Origin of the sequence: Polaribacter aestuariivivens (assembly GCF_005885675.1) — a bacterium.
GTDB classification, from domain to species: domain Bacteria; phylum Bacteroidota; class Bacteroidia; order Flavobacteriales; family Flavobacteriaceae; genus Polaribacter; species Polaribacter aestuariivivens.
Genome location: NZ_VANR01000001.1, coordinates 519,925 through 537,128, shown reverse-complemented (window position 1 = coordinate 537,128; position 17,204 = coordinate 519,925). Strand labels below are relative to the sequence as shown.

Sequence of the window (17,204 nt, the reverse complement as noted above, 5' to 3'; positions counted from 1 at the left end):
AGAGTATATTTAATCAACATTTAATTTATGATTAAAAAATGGTTTAAAAAAATTGGCCCAGGAACTTTAATTGCAGCTGCATTTATTGGTCCAGGAACTGTAACTCTTTGCACTTTGGCAGGTGTAAATTTTGGGTTTAATTTATTGTGGGCAATGTTATTATCTATAATTGCGACGATAATTTTACAAGAAATGGCTGCAAGATTAGGTATAATATCTCAAAAAGGATTATCTGAAGTTATTAGGCAAGAAATTAAAACACCTTACTTAAAACAATTTATTACCATTTTAATTTTATCGGCAGTAGTTATTGGAAATGCATCTTACGAAGCAGGAAATATTAGTGGAGGAATTTTAGGATTGGAAAGTATTTTTGGAAACTATAATTTTTCATTGGGTGCTAATACTTTTAACTTGATGAGTTTTTTAATTGGAATTATTGCTTTTTTACTGCTATTTATCGGGAATTACAAATTTTTAGAAAAAGCGTTAATTAGTTTAGTTTTATTAATGAGTGTTTCATTTGTAGCAACAGCAATTATTACAAAACCGAATATACTAGAAGTTTTAAAAGGACTTTTAATACCAAAATTTCCAGAAAAAAGCATTTTAACAATTATTGGTTTGGTTGGTACAACAGTAGTGCCATACAATTTGTTTTTACATGCATCTTTAGTAAAAGAACGTTGGCATAAAAAAGAAGATTTAAAATTTGCTAAAAAAGATACTATCATATCTATTATTTTAGGAGGTTTAGTTTCTATGGCTATTATTATTTCTGCAACAGCAATACAAACTTCAGATGTTTCTAATGCAGCTGATTTAGCAAAAGGTTTGGCGCCATTATATGGCGAATTTGCAAAGTATTTTATGGGTTTAGGTTTGTTTGCAGCTGGAATAACTTCGGCAATTACAGCACCTTTAGCAGCTGCTTATGTAGCTGAAGGTTGTTTAGGATGGAGTGGAGGTTTAAAATCTAAAAAATTTCGATTTGTTTGGATGACCATTCTTTTTTTAGGAGTTTTATTTTCTTCTGTAGGAATAAAACCCATAGAAATTATACAATTTGCACAAGTTGCAAACGGATTATTATTGCCAATAATTGCAGGTGTTTTATTGTGGATTGTAAATAAAAAATCAATTTTAGGAGATTTTGTAAACTCAAAAACACAAAATATATTAGGTTTTATTATTTTAATAATTACCATTTTTTTAGGTGTAAAAGGAATTTTAAAAGTTCTAAATTTTTTATAAATGAAAATTGATATAAATTGTGATGTTGGTGAAGGAGTTGTAAACGAACACTTGTTATTTCCATTTATTTCTTCATGTAATATTGCTTGTGGAGGTCATTTTGGTGATAAAAATTCTATAGACAAAACCATACAGTTAGCAGTTGATAATAATGTAAAAATAGGAGCTCATCCAAGTTTTCCTGATGTTAAAAACTTTGGAAGAAAAGTGATGTATATATCTGATGAAGTTTTAAAAATAAGCATCGAAAATCAGATGAATTTATTTCAAGAACGATTGCTTAATTTCAACCAGAAAATGCATCATATAAAGCCTCATGGAGCATTATATAATTTAATTGCTAAAGAGAAAAAGGAAGCGGAAAAATTTATTGAAATCATAAAAAAATACACCAATAATTGTTTTTTATATGTGCCATATAATTCTGAGATTGAAAAGATTGCTTTAAAAAATAATATTCGAATAAAATATGAATTTTTTGCTGATAGAAATTATAACGATGATTTATCATTAGTTTCTAGAGCGCAAAAAAATGCGATTATAGAAAAACCAGAAGATGTTTTTAAGCACATATTTAATGTTTTGAAAAATGGTAAAGTGTTAACAATTTCTGGAAATGAAAAAATAATACAAGCAGATACTTTTTGTGTGCATGGAGATCATGTAAATTCCGTTGAAATTTTACAGTTTATTAATAATGTTTTAAAAGATAAAAACATAAAAATTGTTTGATAAAATTACATACAAACCTTTTGGAGAAAAAGCAATTCTCATAGAATGGGAACCTAGAATTGCTGTGGAAATTTCTGAAGAAATTTTACTGTTTCAGTCTAAAATTAAAGCCAAAAAAAATAATAGCATTGTTGATTATATTGTAGCATATAATTCACTAACACTTATTTTTAAGCATCAAATTCATAGTTTTCAGATTGAAGTAGAGCATCTTAAAAAAATATATGCATCAAAAACCAAAACCTTTAAAAAAGCTTCCTTTTTGTGGGAAATACCAGTTTGTTATGATTTGGAATTTGGTATCGATTTACTAGAAATGTCAGAAAAATTGAATTTACAAACTTCTGAAATTATAAAATTACACACTCAAAGTTTGTACAGAGTTTATTTTGTAGGTTTTTTACCTGGGTTTTTATATTTAGGAGGTTTGGATGAAAAAATTCATTTTAATAGAAAATCAAATCCAAGATTAAAAGTACCCAAAGGCGCTGTTGGTATTGGAGGCAAGCAAACAGGTGTTTATCCTTCTGAAAGTGCTGGAGGCTGGAATATTATAGGTAAAACTCCTATTGATTTTTTTAATATTAACAAGCAACAACCTTGTTTTGCAAACTCAGGAGATTTTATAAAATTTGTTGAAATTTCTAAAAATGATTTTTTGAAAATTCAAAAAGAAGTAAAGCAAAATACCTATACAGTATCAAAAACCTTTAAAATATGATTAAGGTATTAAAAGCAGGTTTTTTTACAACAATTCAAGACAAAGGTAGGTTTGGATTTTCTTCAATTGGAGTGCCGTTTTCTGGTGTTATGGATACTTTTTCAGCAGATTTAGCAAACACTATTTTAAATAATAATTTAGATTACGCCGTTTTAGAAATAGCTTTTAATAATTGCAGTTTTCAATTTTTGACAGCGACTAACATTTGTATTTCTGGTGCTGACTTTTCACCAAAAATAAATCAAAAAGCCATCAAATTGAATCAAAAAATAGTTATCAAAAAAAATGATGTTTTGTCTTTTGGAAAAGTAAATTTTGGTGCAAGAACCTATGTAGCCGTTTCGAACGGAATTTTATCAGAAAAAGTACTAAATAGTAGAAGCATGTTTGCAGGTATTACAAAATCATACACAATAAAAACTGGTGATATTTTACAAATCAATCAAAATTATAATGAAGAAAACAATACAAATGCATCTATTAAAGTAAATGAAAATTACTTCAAATCAAAAGCAATTGAATGTTTTAAAGGTCCAGAGTTTGATTTACTGTCTAAAAAACAACAAAAACAATTGTTTGAAACGGGTTTTACCATCTCAAAAGATTCAGATAGAATGGGGTATAGGCTAATTGAAGTCTTGGAAAATAATTTTCCTTCAATTTTAACGTCTTCAGTTTTACCAGGTACAGTTCAACTGACACCCTCAGGAAAATTAATTATTTTGATGAGAGATTGTCAAATAACAGGAGGTTATCCACGTATACTTCAGTTAAATGAAGCTTCAATCAATAGAATTGCTCAAAAAAACACGAATGAAATCGTTAATTTTGAATGTTTAAGTGTTTGAGTCAATATTTAACTTTATACAGTTAAATAACAATGTAATATGATTGTATATTTGTAGTGTATTAATCGATACATCACAATATAATATAATTAAAAAAAATAAAAATGAAAAATTTATCAGGAGTATTATTAGGAACAATTGTAGGTGCAGCAGCAGGTATTCTATTTGCACCAGACAAAGGAGAAAATACGAGAAAGAAAATAAAAAATGAAGCTTTATCAGCAAAAGATAAAATTTCTGAAACAGCAAGTGAATTATCAGAGAAAGTTTCAGCAACTGCATCTGATTTAAAAGAAAGAGTAAGTGCTACTTACAGTGAAAAAAAACAATCATTTGATGCTCAATTAGAAGATGTTGTTTCAAATGTTAGTTATAAAGCTGATGACGTAATTTCATCTTTAGAGAAAAAATTAAGTGAATTAAAAGCACAAAATAAAAAATTACAAAAAAACGTAAGCGATAATAAAGACGGAAAAGGAAAAATCCAAACAGCATAATCTATGAGTATATTTGAATCTTTAAACAATTCTTCAGATAGCGGAGTAGATAAGGGAAAAAAATATGTAAACGCAACTTATGAATATTACAAATTAAAAGCATTTCATACGTTAACCGTATCATTTAGTACCATTTCAAAACTTTTAGTAATTGGAGGATTAATTTTGATAGGACTCATGTTTTCATCAGTAGCATTAGCAATTGTTTTAGGTGACTTTTTTGAAAGTGTAGCCTTGGGTTATTTGGCTGTGGGTGGTATATTTTTTGTTTTAGGAATTTTCATATTTCTTGGAAGAAAACAATTGGATAAATCCATCATAAGAATTATGTCAAATAAATTTTCAAAATAATTTAAAGATGAAAAAATATACGAACTTTTCTGATATAGAGCGTGACTTAAAAATGCTAAGTTTAGAAAGACAAATTGCTTTAGAAGAATTAAAAATTGTAAAAAGTGATTTTGTAAACCAACTAAAACCACTTACAATGGTTGGTAATTTTTTAAAATTCGCAAGTAAATACGGTTTGTTAATTCTTGTAAAAAAGATTTTTAAGTAGAAAAATATTAAAGAAACTATAAGGTTATTTTTTAAATAACTTATAAGTGGTTGGTTGATTAATTACCTCAATGCGAAAGCATTGAGGTTTTTTTATGTTTATTTTTCTTGTACAACAATCAAAAGTTTTTTCTTAAACTCATTTGGTGTAATGTCATACTTTTCTCTAAAAATTTTAGAAAAATAACTTCTGCTGCTAAATCCAATGCTATAAACTATTTGAGAAATATTTAAATCGGTATTTTTAAGCATGTCTCTTGCAGATTCTAAACGTACATGCCTTATATATTCTGTAACAGTTCTATTAAACAAAAATTTAAAACCATCTTGCAATTTAGCTTGCGTTAAGCCAGATTTTATAGAAAGTTCGTCTAAAGAATAACTTTCAGCAGGTTTTTTTAGTATAGCATTGCCTAGTTTTCTAACTATTTTTAATTCACTCTTTGTTAAAGAAGTTGGTAAAGAAACACCTTCTAAAAGACGGTTGTGCTGTTGTATGTGAAATGATAATATTTCATACACTTTTGCTTCTATTTTTAAAATGCGCAACATTCCTTTTCCTTTCACATTTTTTAGCTTTTTTACAAGATCTGCCATTTTAAGGCTAAAAGTACCATAATTTGCAAATCTGTATTCATGATTTGTGTCAACAAACATTTCATGAAGTTTATCATTTAAGGTGGTAACGTTTGTGGTTCTTTTTTTTAAAAATTTTCTTCTAACAATTTCAATAAAATTAATTTCTAATTGTTCGTTTTTCGGAAAATGTAAATAGTTGTAACCACCAGATTTATTTGTGAAAATTAAAGATTGGTATTGGTCAATTTTACTTTCTTCATTATGTATGCCAAATCTATGTTTCAAATAACCAACATAAGGATATATAAAACGTATTGGATTGTATTTATCTACAGCTTTAATGCTAAAAACAAAATCTTTATGAAATTTTATATTAAAGTCTAATAAATTAACACCCCAGTCAAAAGGTATAAATCTAATATTGCCTATTGCATTTTCGTTATTAACTGTAAGAATACACTCACTCCATTTATCTTCAATAGTTCCACCTATGGCTTCTTTCATTTGTGTTATCAAGCCTATATCACTATTAGCATTTAATTCAATTTCAATCATGAGGTAAAAGTAAACAATTTTGAAGTGTAATATTATAAATCTAAAAATATTCTAATTAAATCAAATAGGTTAAAATAATTATGAAAAGAGCATAAAACTCATAATGGAGATTTTTAACTTAGCTAGTAATATAAAATACTTACTATGAATATTTACGAAGAAATAAGAAAAGACCATGATAAACAGAGAGATTTGTTAAATAAATTAGTAGAAACTTCTGGTGATACTAAAACTAGAAATATTTTATTTAAGCAGTTGAAAACTGAATTAGTGGTTCATTCAAATGCAGAAGAGCGTCATTTTTACAAACCTTTAATTTCTAATGATATGATGCAAGAGAAAGCAAGACATGGTATTGCAGAGCATCATGAAATTGACGAATTAATTGAGCAGTTGGAAGAAACTGAATACGACTCTCCAGCTTGGTTAAAAATTGCAAAACAACTAAGAGATAAAGTAGAGCATCATTTAGAAGATGAAGAACATACCTTTTTTCAATTATCAGGAAAAGTGTTTTCAGAAAAAGAAAAAGAAAATCTGGCGAATGAATATAGAAAACACATGAGTGAAAATTTATAATTCAAAAAAAACTATTTGAATTAAAAATCAATTCTTTTGAACTAATTAACTAACTAATATACCCTTAATTTTACAATGCAAAAGTGGTTAAAACACTACAAGATGTAAATTGTTTGGCATCTTTAAAACAAACAAGCATTCATTAAAATTATTATATGATGAGTACATATACAGAAGAAGTAGGAATTAAATTAAATGCATTATTAGAAAAAACATATGATGCAGAAAAAGGATTTAAAAAAGCAGCTGAAAATGTAGAAAATGTATCTCTTAAAAAATATTTCGAAATGAAAGCACAAGAGAGATATAATTTTGGACATGATTTAAAAACCGAGATAAAGTCTTACAATCAAAATGTTGATAAAGGTGGAAGTGTTGCAGGAGCTGCACACAGAGCTTGGATGGATATAAAAGCAATGTTTTCAATGGACGATGAAGAATCTATGTTAGAAGAGGCAATTACTGGAGAAAAAGCAGCTATTGAAGAATATAATGATGTTTTAAACGAACTAAGTTTGCCTTCAAGCACAAAAAAATTACTAGAGTCACAAAAAAGTAGGATTGAAAACGGATTATATAACATTAAATCTTTAGAAGAAATTAGTTAAACTATTCTTATTTAAAAATTAAAAAGATGCGAAAGCATCTTTTTTTTTATTTATAAAACTTATAATTTACTTGTATGAGTTAAGAATGAATTTGTTAGGGTTAATTAACTACCTGTTAAACGTTTAGATTTGTAATGTAAGAAATAGGTAAAACTATTTATATATTAACCATTAAAAACTTAAAATTATGTTACGTTGGACAATCACATTTGTAATTATCGCATTAATAGCTGCAGTATTAGGATTTGGAGGTATAGCTGGAGCAGCTGCAGGAATCGCTAAAATTATATTTTTTATATTTATAGTATTATTTATACTTTCTTTAATTAGAGGTGGCGTAAAAAACTAAATACACATAGTCTATAAAAATATATATAGCTTATAAAGAAAAAAGTAAACTGTTTAAATTTTGTTTAAGCAGTTTTTTATTTTATAAATTGTTGTTTTTTGGCATGATTGATAGCTTCTTTACTAGAATTTACTATAAGAAAAGGAGTATCATAATAATCCTTAATTAATTCTTTTATGCGTGCCATTTTTTTTACGTGCTTAACACTTCGTAGATATATTGCAGCAATTCTATTCGGATAATTCTTTACAATTTCCATATAAATATCAGCATCATATTCACCAGCATCACCAATTAAAATAAATTTTAAATTCGGATATGTTTTTAAAATATTTACAATTTCTTTATGTTTTTGAGGAATGGTTTCTGGAGTTTTTTTCTGAAACATATTTCCAAAAGTTCTTAATAAAATAGCTCCTTTTGGAAAATTATTTTTCTTTAAAAAAACTTCTAAATATCTATACAAATTCCAAGGACTATGACTTACATAAAAAATTGGATTTGCATTCTTACCAGATTTCCCCAAATGTAACAAACTGTAAAATTTAGAGGCGCCTTCTAAAGCCTTTCTTTTTGTAGGTGATTTAAAAAATGTATTAAATAAAAGTCGCCATTTAAAGGTAGAAACTACTCCTGTATGTAAAATTGTATCGTCAATGTCACTTATTACTCCAAATTCTGCATTTTTATCTGGAATTAATAATTCTCCTAAAAACTTATTTTTATTGTTAATAGCTCTTCGCACATTTACATTGGTGTAAGAAGCTTTAAAATGAAGCCAACCTTCATCATTTGTTAGACTAGAAAGGTTTTCAATTTTTTCATCAATAATAAAATAGCCAGCATTGTCTGTTATTGTATTTATTTTAAAGTTGTTGGGCAAAGTTATTGTAATCGCTGTATTTTTAACTTCATCACTTTCAAAACGTTTCCAAGTGTTTATTAATAAACTGAAAAAATTTTCTCGCTCTAAATTAATTTTTTCATCTTGTAATGCTCTTCCTCTTGCATAAAAATGTGAGTCTGTACTATAACTTTGAAAAACAATAATTTGAAGTGAATCTTTACTAAAAAAGCCCATTTATTTTTTGTTTACAAGATAATAAAAAGCAAAAAAAAGCCACAATATTTTGTGGCTTTTCTAATTCGATTAAAAGATGATTTAGTTTTTATCTTTAATTTTTATTTTAATTCCTTCAACATCTTTTAGTTGGTCTCTTACTTCATCTTCAGTTCCTGTAAAAGTTTCAGTAGTTACTGTTGTTTTTCCATTTACAGTTTTTCTTATCTCTACGTTAGCAGTTACAATTCCGTTCACATCGTTTGTAAGCATTTCTACAGTTGTTTCTGTTTTGTTGTTTAAGTCTTCACCACCAGAAATTCCTTCGTAATTACTAACAACTTCAATTTCTACAATTTCAGTAGTATCATTTTCATCAATAGTATGACCACCTAAAATTGGTGCAATTACCAATCCAATTAAACAAGTAAGTTTAATTAAAATATTCATAGAAGGTCCAGAAGTATCTTTAAAAGGATCACCAACAGTATCTCCAGTCACAGCAGCTTTATGAGCTTCAGAACCTTTGTAAGTCATTTCTCCATCAATTTCTACACCAGCTTCAAAAGATTTTTTTGCATTATCCCAAGCTCCACCTGCATTATTTTGAAAAATTGCCCAAAGTACACCAGAAACAGTAACACCAGCCATATAACCACCTAACATTTCTGCGATGGCTAATTTATCCATTCCAAAAGCTAATGGAGCAAAAGCAATAATTAATGGGAAACCAATAGTTAATAAACCTGGTAACATCATTTCTTTTAAGGAAGCTTTTGTAGAAATTGCAACACACTTATCATATTCTGGTTTTCCAGTACCTTCCATAATTCCAGCAATATCTCTAAACTGACGACGAACTTCTTGTACCATTTCCATAGCAGCTTTTCCAACAGCATTCATTGCCAAAGCAGAAAATACAACTGGTACCATTCCACCAACAAATAACATTGCTAAAACTGGCGCTTTAAAAATATTAATTCCATCAATACCTGTAAAAGTTACATAAGCAGCAAATAAAGCTAAAGACGTTAATGCAGCAGAAGCAATTGCAAAACCTTTTCCTGTTGCAGCAGTTGTGTTACCAACTGAATCTAAAATATCTGTACGTTCTCTCACAATAGGTTCTTGTTCGCTCATTTCAGCAATTCCACCAGCGTTGTCAGAAATAGGTCCAAACGCATCAATAGCTAATTGCATTGCAGTTGTAGCCATCATAGCAGAAGCTGCTAAAGCAACTCCATAAAAACCAGCAAAAGCATAAGAAGCCCAAATTGCACCAGCAAATAATAATACTGATGGAAATGTAGAAATCATACCAGTAGCTAAACCTGCAATAATATTGGTTCCAGCTCCAGTTGAAGATTGTTGAACAATTTTTAAAATTGGTTTTTTACCTAAACCTGTGTAATATTCAGTAACTGATGATATTACTGCACCAACTATTAAACCTACTATTGTAGCTCCAAAAACTCTTAAAGAAGAAATTTCTTGTAAACCTTCACCGAAAAATTCCATTTTCATAGTTTCTGGTAACATCCAAGTAACTAAACCGTAGCAAGAAAGTGCAACTAATATAATAGAAGTCCAGTTTCCTTTATTTAAGGCACCCATAACTTGAGATTCTTTAGCGCTATTGTCTTTTATTTTTACCAATAAAGTACCAATGATAGAAATAATAATACCAGCACCAGCAATTGCCATTGGTAATAAAATAGGTCCGATACCACCAAATTTATCAGCAATGGATCCTCCCATATCTTTAATAACATAATTTCCTAAAACCATTGCAGCTAACACTGTTGCCACGTAAGAACCAAATAAATCTGCACCCATACCAGCAACATCCCCAACATTATCACCAACATTATCTGCAATTGTAGCAGGGTTTCTTGGATCATCTTCAGGAATACCAGCTTCTACTTTACCTACTAAATCTGCTCCAACATCTGCTGCTTTTGTATAAATACCACCACCTACTCTCGCAAACAGTGCTATGGATTCTGCACCTAAAGAAAAACCAGCTAACGTTTCTAAAACAATAGTCATATCCATTGTAGAAGTCCACTCACTTCCCATAAAATACCAGAAGAAAAAGATAAAAAATGCAGTTAAGCCTAATACAGCTAAACCAGCAACTCCAAGTCCCATTACAGTTCCACCACCAAAAGATACTTTTAAGGCATTTGGTAAACTTGTTTTTGCAGCTTGTGTGGTTCTAACATTTGTTTTCGTTGCTATTTTCATTCCTATATTTCCTGCAAAGGCAGAAAAAACAGCTCCAAAAATAAACGCAACAACAATAAGAATGTGAGTTGTTGGCACTATAAAAGAAACAGCTGCCAAAGCAACACTTACTATTACTACAAAAATTGCAAGTAATTTGTATTCTGCACTTAAAAAAGCCAAAGCTCCTTCGTAAATGTAATCTGAAATTTCTTTCATTTTACCATCACCTGCATCTTGTTTCATTACCCAAGATTGCTTAATCCACATGTAGATTAAACCTAAAACTGCCATTGCAATTGGCATCCAAATCATCATTGATTCCATATATTATATTTAATTTTGATTAGTTTAAAACGGCGGTAAAAGTAAGAAAATCAGAATGAAATAAAAAACCTCTTAAAATGTTTAATTTTAAGAGGTTCATAATTTTTTATTGCTTTGACTATTTATATAGTAAAATTACCATTTTTTTTATGGTCACTTTTCTCATATCTGCGAACACAGTCTTCATAAATTACACAGGCTTCTTTTGCATCTCCCCAACCACCAACATCTACTTTTTTCTTCTCTAAATCTTTATAAACTTTAAAAAAGTGTTCAATTTCTTTTAATCTATGAGGGTTTAAATCTGATAAATCATTTTTCTTATTCCAAATTGGATCAGAAACAGGAACACAAATAACTTTTTCATCTGGTCCTTTTTCATCAGTCATGTGAAAAACTCCAATTGGTTTCACTTCAATAACACACATTGGAAAAGTTGGTTCGTGTCCTAAAACTAAAACATCTAATGGATCTCCATCTAAAGCTAAGGTTTCAGGTACAAAACCATAATCTGCAGGATACATCATTGATGAAAACAGCATTCTATCGAAACGAATTTTATTTAGTTCAAAATCATATTCATATTTATTTCTGCTTCCCTTAGGAATTTCTATCAATACATCAAAAGTCTTTATTTTTTGCTCACTCATAACTGTCTTTTTTCATATTTAAATTCGGGGTCAAAAATAGTGAAACTATATTATTTTGTAATAGAATTAGGTTGATTAATTTACGCAATTGATTTCGAAATAGTATTTGTTATTAGTCAAAAAAAAAAACCTTTCCAAACATGGGAAAGGTTTTTTTTTGATTGTATAATATAACTATAGGTATAAAACTTCTTTTACAGCTTTTATAACATCATTTGAATTTGGTATCCATTTTTCAAATAGAACTGGCGAATATGGTGCAGGTGTATCTGCAGTTGTAATTCTTTTTATTGGTGCATCTAAATAGTCAAATGCTTCGTTTTGTACTCTGTAAGTAATTTCTGAAGCAACACTTGCAAATGGCCACGCTTCTTCTAAAATAACCAATCTATTTGTTTTCTTTACAGACGTTAAAATGGCTGCATGATCCATTGGACGAACAGTTCTTAAATCAATAATTTCTACTGAAATATTTTCTTTTGCTAATTCGTCAGCAGCCTTGTATGCTTCTTTAATTATTTTTCCAAAAGAAACGATGGTAACATCTGTACCTTCTCTTTTAATATCTGCAACTCCTATAGGAATTATGTATTCTCCTTCTGGAATTTCCATTTTATCACCATACATTTGTTCTGATTCCATGAAAATAACTGGATCATCATCACGAATTGCAGCTTTTAATAAACCTTTAGCATCGTAAGGGTTTGAAGGAACAATTACTTTTAAACCTGGTGTGTTAGCAAACCAGTTTTCAAAAGCTTGTGAATGTGTTGCACCTAACTGACCCGCAGAAGCAGTTGGACCTCTAAAAACAATTGGACAATTAAATTGTCCTCCAGACATTTGTCTAATTTTTGCGGCATTATTTATAATTTGATCAATTCCTACAAGTGAGAAGTTGAATGTCATATATTCCACAATAGGTCTGTTACCATTCATGGCAGAACCAATAGCAATACCTGCAAAACCTAATTCAGCAATTGGAGTATCTATTACTCTTTTTGCGCCAAATTCATCTAACATTCCTTTACTAGCTTTGTAAGCACCATTATACTCTGCAACCTCTTCTCCCATTAAATAAATGCTTTCATCTCTGCGCATTTCTTCGCTCATTGCTTCACAAATTGCTTCTCTGAATTGAACTGTCTTCATCTATGATAAATTGTAATTATTATTTTTCACTTGCAAAAGTAAGGAATTAATTGTCATTTTTTTAAACACATTTGTACAAAGTGAGAGAAATATTAGCTATTTATTTCGCAATCGTTTTCGAAAACTGTTAAATAATTTAAAAAATACTATGCGTGCATAGTATTTTTTAAAAAAAAGCCGTAATTTCGTACCAAGAAAAACGATATAAAACTAAAATTTATGAAAATATTAGTATGTATTAGTCACGTGCCTGATACCACTTCAAAAATTAATTTTACAGACAACAATGAAACTTTTGATACAAATGGGGTTCAGTTTGTAATAAATCCTTACGACGAATTTTGTTTAACCAGAGCAATGTGGTTTAAAGAAAAGCAAGGAGCAACTGTAACAGTTGTAAATGTAGGAGAAGCAAATACAGAACCTACTTTGAGAAAAGCGTTGGCTATTGGTGCAGATGATGCAATTCGTGTAAATATAAATCCAACTGATGGGTTTTTAGTAGCCAAAGAATTAGCAGCAATAGTAAAAAATGGTGGTTATGATCTTGTTTTAGCGGGAAAAGAATCAGCAGATTATAACGGACAAATGGTTCCAGGAATGTTGGCTTCGTTATCTAATTTTAATTTTATAAATGGTTGTGTTGGATTAGAAATTGAGGGAGAAAACATAACTGCTGTAAGAGAAATTGATGGTGGAAATGAAACGGTTTCTTCTAGTTTACCAATTGTTATTGGTGGTCAAAAAGGAATTGTTGAAGAAAAAGATTTACGTATACCAAACATGCGTGGAATTATGATGGCTAGAAAAAAACCATTAAATGTTTTGGAAGCAACAAGTTCAGAAGCAAAAACTACAACAAAATCTTTTGAAAAACCAGCACCAAAAGGAGCTGTAAAATTAGTAGATGCCGATAACTTAGATGATTTAATTAACTTACTTCACAACGAAGCTAAAGTAATTTAACAGCGTGTAACAATTAAATAAATATCTAATTTATTGCATGTACACAAATTAATAATTTTAAAAAAAATATATATATATGTCAGTTTTAGTTTTTGCCGATTCAACAGACGGAAAATTTAAAAAAACTGCTTTTGAGGTAGTTTCATACGGAAAAAAATTAGCAGAACAATTAAGTACCAACTTAGTTGTTTTAACAATAAATGCAACTGATGCATCACAATTATTTACTTACGGAGCAGAAAAAGTATTAACTGTTTCTAACGATACTTTGGCAACATTTAATGCAAAAGCGTATGCATCAGTTATCAAACAAGCAGCAGATGCATCAAATGCGAATGTGGTAGTTGTAGATTCAAGTATCAACGGTTTGTATGTTGCTCCACTTGTAGCAGTTGCATTAAATGCAGGTTATGCTTCAAATGTTGTAGCAGCACCATCAAACACATCACCATTTACAGTAAAAAGAAAGGCTTTTTCAAATAAAGCATTTTCAAACACTGTAATTTCAACAGAAAATAAAGTTGTTGGAGTTGCTAAAAACTCTTTCGGAGTTCATGAAAATTCGGTAGAAGGAACTTTAGAAAATTTAGAAGTAACTATTTCAGAAGAAGATTTAGGTGTAAAATCAGAAAAAATAGACAAAGTAACAGGAAAAGTAACCATTGCAGATGCAGAAATAGTTGTTTCGGCAGGAAGAGGCTTGAAAGGACCAGAAAATTGGGGAATGATTGAAGAACTAGCAGACGTTTTAGGGGCAGCAACTGCATGCTCAAAACCAGTGTCTGATTTAGGTTGGAGACCACATTCAGAACATGTTGGGCAAACAGGTAAACCAGTAGCATCTAATTTATATATAGCTATCGGAATTTCTGGTGCAATTCAGCATTTAGCAGGTATAAACGCCTCTAAAGTAAAAGTAGTAATTAATACAGATCCAGAAGCTCCATTTTTTAAAGCAGCAGACTATGGAATTGTTGGTGACGCTTTTGAGGTAGTTCCAAAATTAATTGAAAAAATGAAAGCTTTTAAAGCATCATAATGTTTTTTGGGCGTGCCCAAATTATTTCAACACAAAATTTTAAGAAAACCTATCAATAATTAATTTGATAGGTTTTTTAATTTACTTCAATTACAATTTAAAAAATAATTTCGTCAGGCTTTACGCACTCGCTTTTTCTTTTGCAAAAAAAGCAAAACAAAAGAGCTCAAACAAATGCTTCAATCCTTCACGCAGGCTTTTGTAACTCTCAAAACTTAAATTCCCTAAAAATAAGCCAATTCACTATATAATTTTTAGTAAATTGTGCCCTCAAAAATTACCTTAAAGTAATAAACCAAGAGCTAATTTTATTTTCCCAAAAAAATACATGAGTTTAATAAAACTAACTATAAAAGGAATTTCTTACAGTCAAACACAAAGTGGTGCATATGCATTAGTGCTAAGTGAAATGGAAGGAAACAGAACATTACCAATAATTATTGGAGCATTTGAAGCACAATCTATAGCCATAGCTTTAGAAAAAGAAATACGACCACCAAGACCTTTAACACATGATTTGTTTAAAACATTTTCAGATCGTTTTTCAATAAATATAAAAGAGGTAATAATTCATAAATTAGTAGATGGCGTTTTCTTTTCTAGCTTAGTTTGTGAAAAAGATGGAGTAGAGGAAACAATAGATACAAGAACTTCAGATGCAATAGCAATAGCAGTTCGTTTTAAGGCACCAATTTTTACCCATGAAAATATTTTAGATAAAGCAGGTATTTATTTAAAATTAGAAGAAGAATTGGCAATTAATGAAACTTCAGACCTTGAAAAAGAAACCATAGAAATTGAAGACTTTAATATAAACGAAGCAAAAAATAGCTTTTCTGATTTGTCGGTTTCAGAACTAAACGAACAATTATCAAAAGCAGTAGAAGATGAAAACTACGAACTAGCAGCTAAAATTAGAGATGAAATTAGCAAACGCTCTTAAACCAACAATACAATGAAAAAATTATTATTAGCTCTTTTTTGTTTATTATCAGTAAACATTTTTTCACAAAGTACAGATCCACTTGTAAAAGGAATAATTGAAAGTGAAGGATTTACTTTTGGAAGTCTTTGGAGAGGTGTTTTAGGGATGTTTGCATTATTAATAATTGCGTTTTTATTTAGTTCTAATAAAAAAGCAATTGATTGGAAAAAAATAGGGATTGGTTTAGCAATTCAATTAATTATTGCCATAGGAGTTTTAAAAGTAAAATTTATTCAAGTAATTTTCGATTTTATTGGAGAAATTTTTATTGATATTTTAGAATATACAAAAGCAGGAAGCGCATTTTTGTTTGGTGACATGGTAGATTTAACGAAGTTTCAATACATTTTTGCTTTCCAGGTACTACCAACAATTATATTCTTTTCCGCATTAACATCGTTGTTATTTTATTTAGGAATTATTCAAAAAGTAGTAAAAATATTAGCAAGAGTGTTGTCTAAATTTTTAGGAATTTCTGGAATGGAAAGCTTGTCAGTTGCAGGAAATATTTTTTTAGGACAAACTGAAGCGCCACTTTTGATAAAAGCATATTTAGAAAAAATGAACAAATCTGAAATGCTTTTAGTAATGATTGGTGGAATGGCAACTGTTGCAGGTGCTGTTTTAGCAGCTTACATAGGCTTTTTAGGTGGAGGAGACAAAGAGTTAGAACTTGTTTTTGCCAAACATTTATTAGCAGCTTCTGTAATGGCAGCTCCAGGTGCAATTGTAATTTCGAAAATATTATATCCGCAAACCGAAGAGGTAAATACAGATGTAAGAGTTTCTCAAGAAAAAATTGGTTCTAATGTTTTAGATGCAATTGCAAACGGAACTACAGAAGGTTTGCGATTGGCAGTAAATGTTGGAGCAATGTTATTAGTATTTGTAGCGGTTATTGCAATGATAAACGGAATTTTAGGAGGTATTGGTAATTTTGACGGGATTGAATATTTTGGCTGGAATTTTACATCTTTAAATGAAACAATTGCAGCAAATTCATCATATAAAAGTCTGTCTTTAGAGTTTGTTTTAGGATCTATTTTCGCGCCATTAATGTGGTTAATTGGAGTGAATTCTGCAGATATTACAATGATGGGGCAATTGTTAGGAATTAAATTAGCTGCCAGTGAATTTGTTGGATATATTCAATTAGCAGAATTAAAAAATGTAGCCAATGTTGTTCATTTGAACTACGAGAAATCTATAATCATGGCAACTTACATGCTATGTGGTTTTGCTAATTTTGCTTCCATTGGAATACAAATTGGAGGTATAGGATCAATAGCTCCTGGGCAACGTAAAACTTTATCAGAATTTGGAATGAAAGCATTAATTGGTGGTACAATTGCTTCTTTAATGTCTGCAACAATAGCAGGAATGATTATTGGATAATAGTAAAACATAAATTCAAAATGTTATTTGCAAAACGTTGATAACTTTTACATATTTTTAAAAAGCTTCTCGAAAAAATCTTGAAGCTTTTTTTATTTTTACAATGTGTACTTCATCAAAAGAA

Annotated in this window: 19 protein-coding genes; 14 read left to right on the top strand and 5 right to left on the bottom strand. The window is 29.6% G+C overall.

Annotated features, from left to right (window positions below; genetic code table 11):
* Positions 1-27: 27 nt before the first annotated feature.
* The 7 genes from FDT66_RS02370 to FDT66_RS02340 all read left to right on the top strand — a co-directional run bounded on the left by FDT66_RS02370 (position 28) and on the right by FDT66_RS02340 (position 4,611).
* Positions 28-1,254, top strand: coding sequence for an Nramp family divalent metal transporter (locus tag FDT66_RS02370; RefSeq protein ID WP_138534544.1), 1,227 nt, complete (start codon positions 28-30; stop codon positions 1,252-1,254).
* Positions 1,255-1,986, top strand: a complete 732-nt coding sequence (gene pxpA, locus FDT66_RS02365; RefSeq protein ID WP_138534543.1) for a 5-oxoprolinase subunit PxpA — start codon at positions 1,255-1,257, stop codon at positions 1,984-1,986.
* Positions 1,979-2,707, top strand: coding sequence for a 5-oxoprolinase subunit PxpB (gene pxpB / locus FDT66_RS02360; protein WP_138534542.1), 729 nt, complete (start codon positions 1,979-1,981; stop codon positions 2,705-2,707). Before pxpA ends, pxpB begins: the two co-directional genes overlap by 8 nt.
* The gene (locus tag FDT66_RS02355; RefSeq protein WP_138534541.1) at positions 2,704-3,555 is read left to right on the top strand and encodes a 5-oxoprolinase subunit C family protein; all 852 of its coding nucleotides are present in this window, start codon (positions 2,704-2,706) and stop codon (positions 3,553-3,555) included. The genes pxpB and FDT66_RS02355 overlap by 4 nt, the downstream gene beginning before the upstream one ends.
* 104 nt (positions 3,556-3,659) lie before the next feature.
* The gene (locus FDT66_RS02350) at positions 3,660-4,052 is read left to right on the top strand and encodes a YtxH domain-containing protein (RefSeq protein WP_138534540.1); all 393 of its coding nucleotides are present in this window, start codon (positions 3,660-3,662) and stop codon (positions 4,050-4,052) included.
* 3 nt (positions 4,053-4,055) lie between these two features.
* A complete protein-coding gene (locus FDT66_RS02345) occupies positions 4,056-4,403 on the top strand; it encodes a phage holin family protein (RefSeq protein ID WP_138534539.1) in 348 nt (115 codons plus the stop codon).
* A gap of 7 nt (positions 4,404-4,410) precedes the next feature.
* Positions 4,411-4,611: a DUF6327 family protein gene (locus FDT66_RS02340; RefSeq protein ID WP_138534538.1), complete on the top strand. Its 201-nt coding sequence runs from the start codon at positions 4,411-4,413 to the stop codon at positions 4,609-4,611.
* Between the two features lie 98 nt (positions 4,612-4,709).
* On the opposite strand, the gene FDT66_RS02335 is transcribed toward FDT66_RS02340, so the two are convergent.
* Positions 4,710-5,744 carry a helix-turn-helix domain-containing protein gene (locus FDT66_RS02335; RefSeq protein ID WP_138534537.1) on the bottom strand — a complete coding sequence of 345 codons (1,035 nt, stop codon included), beginning with the start codon at positions 5,742-5,744 and terminating at the stop codon, positions 4,710-4,712.
* 144 nt (positions 5,745-5,888) lie between these two features.
* Between FDT66_RS02335 and FDT66_RS02330 the strand changes: the two genes are divergently transcribed.
* The 3 genes from FDT66_RS02330 (at position 5,889) to FDT66_RS02320 (ending at position 7,280) form a co-directional block, all read left to right on the top strand.
* The gene (locus FDT66_RS02330) at positions 5,889-6,323 is read left to right on the top strand and encodes a hemerythrin domain-containing protein (protein ID WP_138534536.1); all 435 of its coding nucleotides are present in this window, start codon (positions 5,889-5,891) and stop codon (positions 6,321-6,323) included.
* A gap of 158 nt (positions 6,324-6,481) precedes the next feature.
* The gene (locus FDT66_RS02325; RefSeq protein ID WP_138534535.1) at positions 6,482-6,931 is read left to right on the top strand and encodes a ferritin-like domain-containing protein; all 450 of its coding nucleotides are present in this window, start codon (positions 6,482-6,484) and stop codon (positions 6,929-6,931) included.
* Between the two features lie 187 nt (positions 6,932-7,118).
* Positions 7,119-7,280 carry a DUF1328 family protein gene (locus FDT66_RS02320; protein ID WP_138534534.1) on the top strand — a complete coding sequence of 54 codons (162 nt, stop codon included), beginning with the start codon at positions 7,119-7,121 and terminating at the stop codon, positions 7,278-7,280.
* Between the two features lie 76 nt (positions 7,281-7,356).
* Here FDT66_RS02320 and FDT66_RS02315 read toward each other — a convergent pair whose 3' ends face one another.
* The 4 genes from FDT66_RS02315 to FDT66_RS02300 all read right to left on the bottom strand — a co-directional run bounded on the left by FDT66_RS02315 (position 7,357) and on the right by FDT66_RS02300 (position 12,695).
* On the bottom strand, positions 7,357-8,361 hold the full coding sequence (locus FDT66_RS02315; protein WP_138534533.1) for an App1 family protein: 1,005 nt from the start codon (positions 8,359-8,361) through the stop codon (positions 7,357-7,359).
* 81 nt (positions 8,362-8,442) lie between these two features.
* Positions 8,443-10,893, bottom strand: coding sequence for a sodium-translocating pyrophosphatase (locus tag FDT66_RS02310; protein ID WP_138534532.1), 2,451 nt, complete (start codon positions 10,891-10,893; stop codon positions 8,443-8,445).
* A 122-nt stretch (positions 10,894-11,015) separates the two neighbouring features.
* Positions 11,016-11,543 (bottom strand): inorganic diphosphatase, encoded by a 528-nt coding sequence (locus FDT66_RS02305; protein ID WP_138534531.1) that lies wholly within the window; start codon positions 11,541-11,543, stop codon positions 11,016-11,018.
* Between the two features lie 174 nt (positions 11,544-11,717).
* Complete coding sequence (locus FDT66_RS02300) at positions 11,718-12,695, bottom strand: pyruvate dehydrogenase complex E1 component subunit beta (RefSeq protein WP_138534530.1); 978 nt, start codon at positions 12,693-12,695, stop codon at positions 11,718-11,720.
* Positions 12,696-12,914: 219 nt separating this feature from the next.
* On the opposite strand from FDT66_RS02300, the gene FDT66_RS02295 reads away from it, so the two are divergent.
* From FDT66_RS02295 to FDT66_RS02280, 4 genes are all read left to right on the top strand, one after another.
* On the top strand, positions 12,915-13,661 hold the full coding sequence (locus FDT66_RS02295) for an electron transfer flavoprotein subunit beta/FixA family protein (RefSeq protein WP_138534529.1): 747 nt from the start codon (positions 12,915-12,917) through the stop codon (positions 13,659-13,661).
* Positions 13,662-13,737: 76 nt separating this feature from the next.
* On the top strand, positions 13,738-14,700 hold the full coding sequence (locus FDT66_RS02290) for an electron transfer flavoprotein subunit alpha/FixB family protein (RefSeq protein WP_138534528.1): 963 nt from the start codon (positions 13,738-13,740) through the stop codon (positions 14,698-14,700).
* A gap of 328 nt (positions 14,701-15,028) precedes the next feature.
* Positions 15,029-15,643, top strand: coding sequence for a bifunctional nuclease family protein (locus tag FDT66_RS02285; protein ID WP_138534527.1), 615 nt, complete (start codon positions 15,029-15,031; stop codon positions 15,641-15,643).
* A gap of 12 nt (positions 15,644-15,655) precedes the next feature.
* Complete coding sequence (locus tag FDT66_RS02280) at positions 15,656-17,080, top strand: NupC/NupG family nucleoside CNT transporter (protein ID WP_138534526.1); 1,425 nt, start codon at positions 15,656-15,658, stop codon at positions 17,078-17,080.
* Positions 17,081-17,204: the final 124 nt, after the last annotated feature.

Coding starts and splice junctions, on each gene's coding strand:
- FDT66_RS02280 (WP_138534526.1), top strand. CDS start 15,656: ATGAAAAAATTATTATTAGCTCTTTTTTGTTTATTATCAGTAAACATT.
- FDT66_RS02335 (WP_138534537.1), bottom strand. CDS start 5,744: ATGATTGAAATTGAATTAAATGCTAATAGTGATATAGGCTTGATAACA.
- FDT66_RS02355 (WP_138534541.1), top strand. CDS start 2,704: ATGATTAAGGTATTAAAAGCAGGTTTTTTTACAACAATTCAAGACAAA.
- FDT66_RS02305 (WP_138534531.1), bottom strand. CDS start 11,543: ATGAGTGAGCAAAAAATAAAGACTTTTGATGTATTGATAGAAATTCCT.
- FDT66_RS02340 (WP_138534538.1), top strand. CDS start 4,411: ATGAAAAAATATACGAACTTTTCTGATATAGAGCGTGACTTAAAAATG.
- FDT66_RS02285 (WP_138534527.1), top strand. CDS start 15,029: ATGAGTTTAATAAAACTAACTATAAAAGGAATTTCTTACAGTCAAACA.
- FDT66_RS02295 (WP_138534529.1), top strand. CDS start 12,915: ATGAAAATATTAGTATGTATTAGTCACGTGCCTGATACCACTTCAAAA.
- FDT66_RS02310 (WP_138534532.1), bottom strand. CDS start 10,893: ATGGAATCAATGATGATTTGGATGCCAATTGCAATGGCAGTTTTAGGT.
- FDT66_RS02370 (WP_138534544.1), top strand. CDS start 28: ATGATTAAAAAATGGTTTAAAAAAATTGGCCCAGGAACTTTAATTGCA.
- FDT66_RS02350 (WP_138534540.1), top strand. CDS start 3,660: ATGAAAAATTTATCAGGAGTATTATTAGGAACAATTGTAGGTGCAGCA.
- FDT66_RS02325 (WP_138534535.1), top strand. CDS start 6,482: ATGAGTACATATACAGAAGAAGTAGGAATTAAATTAAATGCATTATTA.
- pxpA (WP_138534543.1), top strand. CDS start 1,255: ATGAAAATTGATATAAATTGTGATGTTGGTGAAGGAGTTGTAAACGAA.
- FDT66_RS02330 (WP_138534536.1), top strand. CDS start 5,889: ATGAATATTTACGAAGAAATAAGAAAAGACCATGATAAACAGAGAGAT.
- FDT66_RS02345 (WP_138534539.1), top strand. CDS start 4,056: ATGAGTATATTTGAATCTTTAAACAATTCTTCAGATAGCGGAGTAGAT.
- FDT66_RS02315 (WP_138534533.1), bottom strand. CDS start 8,361: ATGGGCTTTTTTAGTAAAGATTCACTTCAAATTATTGTTTTTCAAAGT.
- FDT66_RS02300 (WP_138534530.1), bottom strand. CDS start 12,695: ATGAAGACAGTTCAATTCAGAGAAGCAATTTGTGAAGCAATGAGCGAA.
- FDT66_RS02320 (WP_138534534.1), top strand. CDS start 7,119: ATGTTACGTTGGACAATCACATTTGTAATTATCGCATTAATAGCTGCA.
- FDT66_RS02290 (WP_138534528.1), top strand. CDS start 13,738: ATGTCAGTTTTAGTTTTTGCCGATTCAACAGACGGAAAATTTAAAAAA.